General features: G+C 72.0%; 10 protein-coding genes. 5 read left to right on the forward strand and 5 right to left on the reverse strand.

Annotation, left to right across the window (positions count from 1 at the left end; genetic code table 11):
* Positions 1 to 119: 119 nt before the first annotated feature.
* From BFF77_RS13000 to BFF77_RS13015, 4 genes are all read right to left on the reverse strand, one after another.
* On the reverse strand, positions 120 to 1,274 hold the full coding sequence (locus tag BFF77_RS13000; RefSeq protein WP_066948101.1) for a GGDEF domain-containing protein: 1,155 nt from the start codon (positions 1,272 to 1,274) through the stop codon (positions 120 to 122).
* Positions 1,275 to 1,355: 81 nt separating this feature from the next.
* Positions 1,356 to 2,195, reverse strand: coding sequence for an enoyl-CoA hydratase/isomerase family protein (locus BFF77_RS13005; RefSeq protein WP_066948104.1), 840 nt, complete (start codon positions 2,193 to 2,195; stop codon positions 1,356 to 1,358).
* A gap of 43 nt (positions 2,196 to 2,238) precedes the next feature.
* Positions 2,239 to 3,390 (reverse strand): adenylate/guanylate cyclase domain-containing protein, encoded by a 1,152-nt coding sequence (locus BFF77_RS13010; RefSeq protein ID WP_066948107.1) that lies wholly within the window; start codon positions 3,388 to 3,390, stop codon positions 2,239 to 2,241.
* Between the two features lie 270 nt (positions 3,391 to 3,660).
* Positions 3,661 to 4,521, reverse strand: a complete 861-nt coding sequence (locus tag BFF77_RS13015; RefSeq protein ID WP_066948110.1) for a biotin--[acetyl-CoA-carboxylase] ligase — start codon at positions 4,519 to 4,521, stop codon at positions 3,661 to 3,663.
* A gap of 116 nt (positions 4,522 to 4,637) precedes the next feature.
* On the opposite strand from BFF77_RS13015, the gene BFF77_RS13020 reads away from it, so the two are divergent.
* From BFF77_RS13020 to BFF77_RS13030, 4 genes are read left to right on the forward strand one after another with little or no spacing between them, the layout of a single operon-like run.
* Positions 4,638 to 6,263, forward strand: coding sequence for an acyl-CoA carboxylase subunit beta (locus BFF77_RS13020; protein WP_066948113.1), 1,626 nt, complete (start codon positions 4,638 to 4,640; stop codon positions 6,261 to 6,263).
* 21 nt (positions 6,264 to 6,284) lie between these two features.
* The gene (locus BFF77_RS13025) at positions 6,285 to 6,494 is read left to right on the forward strand and encodes an acyl-CoA carboxylase epsilon subunit (protein ID WP_066948117.1); all 210 of its coding nucleotides are present in this window, start codon (positions 6,285 to 6,287) and stop codon (positions 6,492 to 6,494) included.
* Positions 6,495 to 6,552: 58 nt separating this feature from the next.
* Entirely contained in the window at positions 6,553 to 6,681 is a 129-nt protein-coding gene (gene mmpB, locus BFF77_RS37745) for a morphogenic membrane protein MmpB (protein ID WP_281196420.1), read from the forward strand.
* 41 nt (positions 6,682 to 6,722) lie between these two features.
* Positions 6,723 to 7,337, forward strand: a complete 615-nt coding sequence (locus BFF77_RS13030) for a Maf family protein (protein ID WP_211280217.1) — start codon at positions 6,723 to 6,725, stop codon at positions 7,335 to 7,337.
* A gap of 27 nt (positions 7,338 to 7,364) precedes the next feature.
* On the opposite strand, the gene BFF77_RS13035 is transcribed toward BFF77_RS13030, so the two are convergent.
* Positions 7,365 to 7,841, reverse strand: coding sequence for a hypothetical protein (locus BFF77_RS13035; protein WP_066948123.1), 477 nt, complete (start codon positions 7,839 to 7,841; stop codon positions 7,365 to 7,367).
* Positions 7,842 to 8,146: 305 nt separating this feature from the next.
* On the opposite strand from BFF77_RS13035, the gene BFF77_RS13040 reads away from it, so the two are divergent.
* Positions 8,147 to 9,901 carry an ATP-binding protein gene (locus BFF77_RS13040; RefSeq protein WP_066948126.1) on the forward strand — a complete coding sequence of 585 codons (1,755 nt, stop codon included), beginning with the start codon at positions 8,147 to 8,149 and terminating at the stop codon, positions 9,899 to 9,901.
* Positions 9,902 to 9,982: the final 81 nt, after the last annotated feature.

Genomic DNA, 9,982 nt, shown 5'->3' on the forward strand with positions numbered 1-9,982 from the left:
GGCACCTCGCGGCGTTGTCGGCGTCGCCCGAGTACGTCCAGTACACGGGCGATCCTCCGCCTTGCGATCCACCGCACCGGACGCCGCGGCCTGATCCACGAAGATCGCCCGGACAGGACCTAGCCGGGAGGCGGAGGCGCGTCTCGGAAGCGGCGCCGCTCGCCCGCCCGCCCCGGCGCGTCCGCCAGGGACACCACCGTGCCGTCCCGGCCCGCCACCACCGGTTCCCGCGACCGCGCCCCCTTCGCCCGGTACTGCGCCGCGTCCGCCAGCCGGAACAGCCGGCGCGCCGTCCGTACCTCCCCGATCGGATCCCCCGTCGAGGCGATCCCGCACGCCACGCCCTCCCCCAGGTTCAGCTCGGCCGCCCGCGCGCACAGTTCGTCCGCCACCGCGATCACCTCGTCCGCCGTCGGCCCCACGGCCACGAGACAGAACTCGTCGCCGCCGAGCCGCGCGGCCAGCGCGCCGGGGAGTTTCGCGCCGCAGACGGAGAGAACCGCGCCGAACCGTTCCAGCAGACGGTCGCCCACCGCGTGCCCGAGCGTGTCGTTGACCCGCTTCAGGCCGTTGAGATCGCACACGACCAGGCTCACCACGGCCCCGTCCTCGCGGTGCCTGCCGACGGCCTCGTCCAGCCGTACGTCCACCGCCCGCCGGTTGGCGAGCCCGGTCAGCGGATCGGTGAAGGCGAGCCGGCGGACCTCTTCGAGCCGCTCGGTCTGGGCGATTCCCGCCGCCACCACGGACGCGATGACGGTCGCGAAGTCCGTGTCGTCCGGGCCGAACACCGGCGATCCCTCGGGACGGGCCACATACAGCTCGCCCCAGGCCCGCCCGTGCAGCACGATCGGCGCGACGACACAGCAGCCACGGCCGCGTCTGTGCAGTGTCGCCACCCGCTCGTGGCGGTATCCGGCCGCCCGCGCGGCGCCGGCGGCCGGCGCGCGGTCCGTCGCCGTCTCGACCCAGGCCTTCGGACCGCCGCCCGCCGCCCAGCGCTCGTGCAGGAACTCGGTGATCTCGGGAAACCGGTGCACGGGATAGGTCTCGTCCTCGGGAAACTCCTCCTCGCCCTCGGCCCGCTCCCCCACGTTCACCAGCACCTTGAGCCGTCCGAGCTCCCGCTCCCACACCGAGAGCGCCGCGAAACTCCCGCCGAGCGCCTCGCGCGCGCCCTGCGCGGCGGCCCGCCAGGACTCGATCGGCGCAGGAGCCGCCGCCATCGCCTGAGACAGTTCCACTATGGCGCGCAGACGCCCATCCACTCCCATAACCCCAGCCTAGGACGGTATGGCGGGATTTGATCATCCGCGGCGAGGAGCGGTTTCCGTGCCTTCACCCACAGGGACCGTTCACTCTCCCGGCCACTGCGGCCTCCGCTTCTCGTTGAAGGCCGCGACCCCCTCCGCGCGGTCCCCGGAGAAGGCCACGGAACGCCACGCGGCGTCCTCCACCTCCAGACCGGCCCGCAGATCGAGCCCGTGCCCGAGCCGCAGCGCGCGCTTGGCGGCCCGCAGGCCGACGGGCGAGTTCGCGGCGATGCGCTCCGCCAGTGCGAGGGCCTCGTCCCGGTCGGCCCCCTCGTCCACCAGCACATCGACCAGACCGAGCCGCTCCGCCTCCGCCGCCTCCAGACGCCGGGCCGTGAAGATCAGCTCGGCGGCCCGCGCGGCCCCGACGCGGCGCGGCAGCAGTTGCGTACCGCCGCCGCCCGGGATCACCCCGACCGACACCTCGGGCAGGCCGAGGACCGCCGTACGGTCCGCGACGATCAGATCGCAGGCGAGCGCCAGCTCGAAGCCGCCGCCCAGCGCGAAGCCGTGCACCGCCGCGACGACCGGCATCGGCAGCTCCAGCACGCCGGTGTAGCAGGCGCGCGCGACCGGCCGCTGCCGCAGCAGTTCGGCGTCGCTGAGGGAGTTGCGCTCCTTGAGGTCCGCGCCCACGCAGAAGGCCCGCGCGTGGGTGGAGGTCAGGACGGTGGCACGTACGCCCGGGTCGGCCGCGAGCGCCACGCACGCGGCGGTGACGGACCTGGCCATCTGCGTCGACACGGCGTTCATCGCCTTGGGCCGGTCGAGCACCAGCTCGGCGACATGACCGCCGCCGCCGTGCCGCCGTACGACGACGTGCTCCCCGAACCGCCGCCCGTCCCCTGCCACGTTCTCCGTGGCCTCTTCAGTCCCGGCCATCACAGCACCCTCCCGGTTAACGATGGTTCACCGGGTGCCGATCCTAGGTGTTCCGCCGCCCGAGCAGCCATGGCTCCACCACACCGAGCCCGCGCACCGGCCGCTGCCACATGGGCTGGAGCCCGAAGCGGTACGGAGGCGGCACCTGGCCCTCCTTGTCGGCCCGCGCCGCCACCTCGGCCGCCTGGGCCTCGGAGGCCGGCGCCTCGCCCGTACGGATCAGCTCCTCCGCGAAGGCGCCGTCGACCAGGACCGTGTCCTTGGGCGCGATCGAGGTGAGCCTGCTGGCCAGGTTCACGGTCGTACCGAAGACATCGCCCATCCGCGTGGTGACCGTGCCGAACGCGATGCCCACCCGCAGCGCGGGCATGGACTCGTCGTGGGCCATGGTCTCTATGAGCCGCAGCGATATCTCCGCGGCCGTGCCCGCGTCGTCCGCCGCGAACAGGACCTCGTCACCGAGCGTCTTGATCAGCCGGCCGCCGTGCGCGGCCACGAGGTCGGCGCAGGTCGTCTCGAACGCCTCGACCAGCTCGCCCAGTTCCTCCTCCTCCAGCCGGCGCGTCAGCCGGGTGAATCCGACGAGGTCGGCGAAGCCGACGGCGAGCCGGCGGTCGACCATCTCCTCGTCGTCGGCGGCCTGGACGACACGTCCGGTCGCGGCGGCGAGCTGGCGCCGCCAGACATAGACGATGAACTCCTCCAGCTCCGGCAGGAGCAGCTCCACCAGCGGATACGTGACTTCCGTACGGGTCATGCCCGGCTCGGGCGGCTCGGTCAGCCCCTCCAGGAACGAGTCGATCTGCCACTCCGCCAGCCGGGCGGTGGTCTGTCCCGTCGACCGCGCGACCTGGATCGCCATCGGCTCGCTGAGCAGCCCGGCCTCCACCAGACCCGCGAGGCGGCGCAGCGCCAGGACGTCCGCCTCGGTGAGCGCCTTGGCCTGGCCGATGTCGGCGAAGCCCATGGCGCGCCAGAAGCGGGAGGCGAGATCCATCGAGACACCGGCGGTACGGGCCGCCTGGAAGGGCGTGTAGCGGCGCTCCGCGCCGAGGATGAGCTGTTCGAGGCGGATGGCCAGCGGGTCGTGGGTCGGCTCGGCCGTGTGGTCGACGACATGGTGCGGGGTCGGGAATCCGGACGGTTCCGACGGCCGCTGCGCATCCTCGCCGGAAGTCGAATCGTCGACGGTCACCAGCCGCCTCCTGCCCGTTCCCTGCGCACTGTCCTGCCGATCTGTCGTGGACCGCCTCAACGATACGGCAGATGTGCCCTGGCTCACGTCCCACCCACCAGCCTATTTATACGTCCGCGGGACCGTCGGCGTGAGAGGCTCCGGCCGGTCCTGACGCCCCGGAATCACCCCGTCGCGCGCCGCCACCGCGGGCCCGGCGGGCCGCCGCGCGCCGTCACCGGCCCACCGCGCCGGGCCCGCCGCCGACCGCGACCGGCCGCCGTTGCCGGCTCAGCCCGCCGCCCGCAGATGCACGATGTCGCCCGCGCCCACCGCGTGCCGCTCGCCGTCACCGGTCCGTACGACCAGCCGGCCCTCGCTGTCGATCGCCACCGCCTCGCCGGCCAGCTCCCGCTGTCCGGGCAGCTCCGCCCGTACCGCCCGGCCCAGCGTCGCGCAGCCCGCCGCGTACGCCTCCTGGACCCTGGAGAGCGCCGGATCGCCGCCCGCCTCCCGCCACTGCCCGTACCACCGCTCCAGTGACCGCAGCACTCCCCGCAGCAGCGTGTCCCGGTCCAGCGACACCGCGTCCGCCAGGGCCAGCGAGCCGGCCGTCGGCACGGGCAGTTCGGACTCCCGCAGCGAGACGTTCAGCCCGATGCCCACCACGACCGCGCCGTCGCCCGCGCGCTCGGCGAGGATCCCGCCCGCCTTGCGCTCCTCGCCGTCCACGGTCACCAGCAGGTCGTTGGGCCATTTGAGGGCCGTGTCCACGCCCGCGGCCCGTGCCAGACCGGTCGCCACGGCCACTCCGGCCAGCAGCGGCAGCCAGCCGTGGTGCCGGACCGGCACCTCGGGTCCCGGCCTGAGCAGGACGGAGAAGAAGAGCCCGGAGCGGGCCGGCGCCGTCCAGCGCCGGTCCAGCCGGCCGCGTCCGGCCGTCTGCTCCTCGGCGACCAGCACCGCGCCCTCGGCCAGGCCCGCAGCCGCCCGTCCGGCCAGATCGGTGTTGGTCGAGCCGGTCGCGGGGACCACGTCGAGCGAGGTCCACAGCCCGCCGGGCCTGATCAGCCCGCGGCGCAGCGCGCTAGCGTTGAGAGGTGGACGGCCGAGGTCGGACCAGCGGCTCACCGGGGTGTCGGAGTCGTTCATGCAAGCCACCCTAGGTGTGGCAAACACCGCACTGCCGAACGGTATCCACGCCGATACGCTACGGATCAGTAGCACCGGAACACCCGCATCCGTGACCCGCAGGGAGCCGCATCCCGATGTCCGAGCCGGAATTCGCCCACGGACCCACCGATGGAACCGCCGGAACCACCGCAGCCCACACCACCGCGGACAGGATCGCGGATCTCCGGCGCCGTATCGAGGAGGCCACCCACGCGGGGTCCGCGCGCGCGGTGGAGAAGCAGCACGCCAAGGGCAAGCTGACCGCGCGCGAGCGGATCGGTCTGCTGCTCGACGAGGGATCGTTCGTCGAGCTGGACGAGTTCGCCCGGCACCGCTCCACGGCCTTCGGCATCGAGAAGAACCGCCCGTACGGAGACGGTGTCATCACCGGTTACGGCACCGTCGACGGCCGTCCGGTCTGTGTCTACTCGCAGGACTTCACGATCTTCGGCGGCTCGCTCGGCGAGGTCTACGGCGAGAAGATCGTGAAGGTGATGGATTTCGCGCTGAAGACGGGCTGTCCGGTCATCGGCATCAACGACGGCGGAGGCGCCCGTATCCAGGAGGGCGTGGCCGCGCTCGGTCTCTTCGCCGAGATCTTCCGCCGCAATGTGCACGCCTCGGGTGTGGTGCCGCAGATCAGCCTGATCGTCGGCCCGTGCGCGGGCGGCGCGGTCTACTCCCCGGCGATCACCGACTTCACGGTGATGGTCGACCAGACCTCGCACATGTTCATCACGGGCCCCGATGTCATCAAGACGGTGACCGGCGAGGACGTGGGCTTCGAGGAGCTGGGCGGCGCCCGGACGCACAACACCACCTCCGGGGTCGCCCACCACATGGCGGGCGACGAGAAGGACGCGATCGAGTACGTCAAGTCCCTGCTCTCGTACCTCCCGTCGAACAATCTCTCCGAGCCGCCCGCCTTCCCCGAGCAGGCCGGTCTGGAGACCACCGCCGAGGACCGTGAACTCGACACGCTGATCCCGGACTCCGCCAACCAGCCGTACGACATGCACATCGCCGTCGAACACGTACTGGACGACGGCGAGTTCCTGGAGACGCAGGCGCTCTTCGCGCCGAACATCATCACCGGCTTCGGCCGGGTGGAGGGCTTCCCGGTCGGTGTGGTCGCCAACCAGCCGATGCAGTTCGCGGGCTGTCTGGACATCAACGCCTCGGAGAAGGCGGCACGTTTTGTCCGTACGTGCGACGCCTTCAACATCCCGGTGCTGACGTTCGTCGACGTCCCGGGCTTTCTGCCGGGCGTGGACCAGGAGTACGGCGGCATCATCCGGCGCGGCGCCAAGCTGATCTACGCCTACGCGGAGGCCACCGTCCCGCTGATCACGGTGATCACCCGCAAGGCCTTCGGCGGCGCGTACGACGTCATGGGCTCCAAGCACCTCGGCGCCGACCTCAATGTGGCCTGGCCGACCGCGCAGATCGCGGTGATGGGCGCACAGGGCGCGGTCAACATCCTGCACCGCCGCACGATCGCCGCGGCGGGTGACGAGGAGGCGCGGGAGTCGGCGCGCGCCCGGCTGATCCAGGAGTACGAGGACGCGCTGCTCAATCCGTACGCGGCGGCCGAGCGCGGCTATGTCGACGCGGTGATCATGCCCTCGGACACCCGCGCGCACATCGTCAAGGGCCTGCGCCAGCTCCGTACGAAGCGGGAGAGCCTGCCCCCCAAGAAGCACGGGAACATCCCGCTCTAGAACTCCCGGAAGGAGCCGCAGATGATCAAGGTCGTACGGGGAAAGCCGACCCGGGAGGAGCTGGCCGCCGCGCTGGCGGTGGTCCAGGCCCGTGCCGCGGCGGCGGCGGCCGGCTCACCGGCGCGGGCGCCCGAACCGCCCGCCGAGTGGGCGTCCCCCACCCGTATCGCCCGCCGGCGCACACCGAGTCCGGGCCCGCGCGCCTGGGCACGGACGTACTGGCCCGGATAACGGCGGCTGAGTACGGGTACTCAGGCGCGGCGGGCACGACGGCCGGAAGATCGGTCCCATGCTGTGGTCCGATCCCGAGAACGAGCCGCCCGAGGAACTGCGCGACGCGCAGACCATGCTGCGACGCGCGGGCGTGCTGCTCGCGCTGACGGTGGTGGTGGCCATGGTCGTGCTCGGCCTCCCCTGACGGGCGCAAGGCGCTCCCGCCGGGAAGGGCCGGGGCCTACCATGGCCCGCATGACTGCTCAGCGCCGCCGGATCGTGCTCGCCTCCGCCTCGCCCGCCCGGCTCGGACTGCTCCGGCAGGCCGGCCTCGCGCCCGAGGTGATCGTCAGTGGTGTCGACGAGGACGCGCTGTCCGCGCCGACACCCGCCGAACTGGCGCTCGTACTCGCCGAGGCCAAGGCCACCACGGTGGCCGCGCTCCCCGAGACGGCCGGTGCCCTGGTCATCGGCTGCGACTCCGTCCTGGAACTCGACGGCGAGGCGCTCGGCAAGCCCGTGGACGCCGAGGAGGCCGCCTTCCGCTGGAAGTCGATGCGCGGCCGTGCGGGTGTGCTGCGGACCGGCCACTGCCTGATCGACACCACGACCGGCCGGCGCGCCTGCGGAACCGCCTCCACGACCGTGCGCTTCGGCAGCCCGAGCGACGCCGAGGTCGCCGCGTACGTCGCCTCCGGCGAACCGCTCCATGTGGCGGGCGCCTTCACCCTGGATGGCCGCTCCGGGCCCTTCGTGGACTCGATCGAGGGCGACCACAGCAATGTCATCGGTCTGTCGCTGCCCCTGCTGCGCCGGCTGCTCGCCGAACACGGCGTCACGATCACCGATCTGTGGGTCTGAACCGCGCACACCGCCAAGGCGGTCGGCTCAGGCCGGAGCCGGCCCCTCGGCACGGCTCCCGCGCCCGCGCGGCCCCGGCCCGTAGGCGACCACGACCAGCACGAGCATGCCCATGACCACCATCAGGAACGCGAAGGCCGGCCACCCGACCAGACCCACCGTCACCGCGCCCAGCACCGCGTGCACGACCGCGCAGCCGATCAGGGCGCACCGGGCGACGCGACCGGGCGCCCGGTCCCGTACGGCCGTACGGACCAGAACAGCCGCGCAGAGCACGAGACAGAGCCCGAGGACCGCGCCCAACGCCCAGGTGCCCGTGGACATCGCGCCCGGATCGAGCCCGGCCAGGGACATCCGCTGGTTGTCCACCACCGTGGCGAGCACGCCGTTGACGAACACCGCGCCGAGCGCCTCCAGCAGCAGCACGATCGCAGCCACCCATGCCACCGGTCTCCGTGCCACGGCTTCCCCCCTTATCGCTGTTACCGCCAGTACGAACGACATCGCGCACGCTACTAACGGGTAAACCTTCGGACAAGGGCCCGAGCAGAGGCAAAGAATCATTCGGCCATTCGTAGGGACTCCACAAAGAATCGCGATCCGCCGAGGGGCACTCGGACAGAGAGCTGGACCACATCGGGACGCTACTGTGCGACGGTGGATCGCGGCGTACCGTGGTGTCACAAGGGATTTCGCGACTTGAGCGAGCCTCGAAACACGCTCCGTGTGGGGAAGCTCACGAATGGGGACTGTTCGATGGGGCGTGTCGGCAGTCCCTAAACTCAGCTTGTTTCAAGGAGGGAGCCATCGTGCGCAAGGTGCTCATCGCCAACCGAGGCGAAATCGCTGTCCGCGTTGCCCGTGCCTGCCGGGATGCCGGGATCGAGAGCGTCGCGGTGTACGCGGATCCGGACCGGGACGCTCTGCACGTCCGCGCGGCGGATGAGGCGTTCGCTCTGGGCGGTGACACCCCGGCGGCCAGCTATCTGGACATGGCCAAGGTGCTCCAGGCGGCCAAGGACTCCGGTGCGGACGCGGTCCACCCGGGCTATGGATTCCTGTCCGAGAACGCGGAGTTCGCCCAGGCGGTGCTGGACGCCGGTCTCACCTGGATCGGCCCGCCGCCCCAGGCGATCCGCGACCTCGGCGACAAGGTCGCCGCGCGGCACATCGCCCAGCGCGCCGGCGCGCCGCTGGTCGCCGGCACCCCGGACCCGGTGTCCGGCGCCGACGAGGTCGTGGCCTTCGCCCGGGAGCACGGCCTGCCGATCGCGATCAAGGCGGCCTTCGGCGGCGGCGGACGCGGTCTGAAGGTCGCCCGCACGCTGGAGGAGATCCCGGAGCTGTACGACTCCGCCGTCCGCGAGGCCGTCGCCGCCTTCGGGCGCGGCGAGTGCTTCGTGGAGCGCTATCTCGACAAGCCCCGCCATGTCGAGACCCAGTGCCTCGCCGACTCCCACGGCCATGTCGTGGTGGTCTCCACGCGTGACTGCTCGCTCCAGCGCCGCCACCAGAAGCTCGTGGAGGAGGCGCCCGCGCCCTTCCTCACCGACGCCCAGAACGCCGAGCTGTACGCGGCGTCGAAGGCCATCCTCAAGGAGGCCGGATACGTCGGTGCGGGCACGGTCGAGTTCCTGGTCGCCGCCGACGGCACGATCAGCTTCCTGGAGGTCAACACCCGTCTCCAGGTGGAGCATCCGGTGACCGAGGAGGTCACCGGCATCGACCTGGTGCGGGAGATGTTCCGTATCGCCGACGGCGAGCCGCTCGGTTACGACGACCCGGCGGTGCGCGGCCACTCCTTCGAGTTCCGCATCAACGGCGAGGACCCGGGCCGCGGCTTCCTGCCCGCCCCCGGCACCGTCACCCTCTTCAGCCCGCCCACCGGTCCCGGAGTCCGTCTGGACGCGGGCGTCGAGACCGGCAGCGTGATCGGCCCGGCCTGGGACTCCCTCCTCGCCAAGCTCGTCATCACCGGTGCCACCCGCGAACAGGCCCTTCAGCGCGCGGCCCGCGCGCTGGAGGAGTTCACGGTCGAAGGCATGGCCACCGCGATCCCGTTCCACCGCAAGGTCGTCACCGACCCGGCCTTCACCTCCGACCCGTTCACGGTCCACACGCGGTGGATGGAGACGGAGTTCGTCAACGAGATCCCGGCCTTCGCCGCCGCGGCCGACACCGACACGGACGAGGAGCCCGGCCGCGAGACGGTCGTCGTGGAGGTCGGCGGCAAGCGTCTGGAGGTCTCCCTGCCCACCAGCCTGGGCATGACCCTCGCCCGCACCGGCCTCGCCGCCGGCGCGAAGCCGAAGCGCAGGGCGGCGAAGAAGTCGGCCTCGGCGGCCTCGGGCGACACCCTCGCCTCGCCGATGCAGGGGACGATCGTGAAGGTCGCGGTCGAGGAGGGCCAGGAGGTCAAGGAGGGCGACCTGATCGTGGTCCTGGAGGCCATGAAGATGGAACAGCCCCTCAACGCCCACCGCTCGGGCACGGTCAAGGGCCTCGCCGCGGAAGTGGGCGCGTCGCTCACGTCCGGCGCCACGATCTGCGAAATCAAGGACTGACACCCCGCCCCGGTGGCCACGAAACCCCGACGGCCACCGGGGCCTGTCCTCAATCGCCGGACGCGCTTGGTACGTGCCCGG

Source organism: Streptomyces lushanensis, from assembly GCF_001700515.1.
Classification (GTDB): Bacteria; Actinomycetota; Actinomycetes; order Streptomycetales; family Streptomycetaceae; genus Streptomyces; species Streptomyces lushanensis.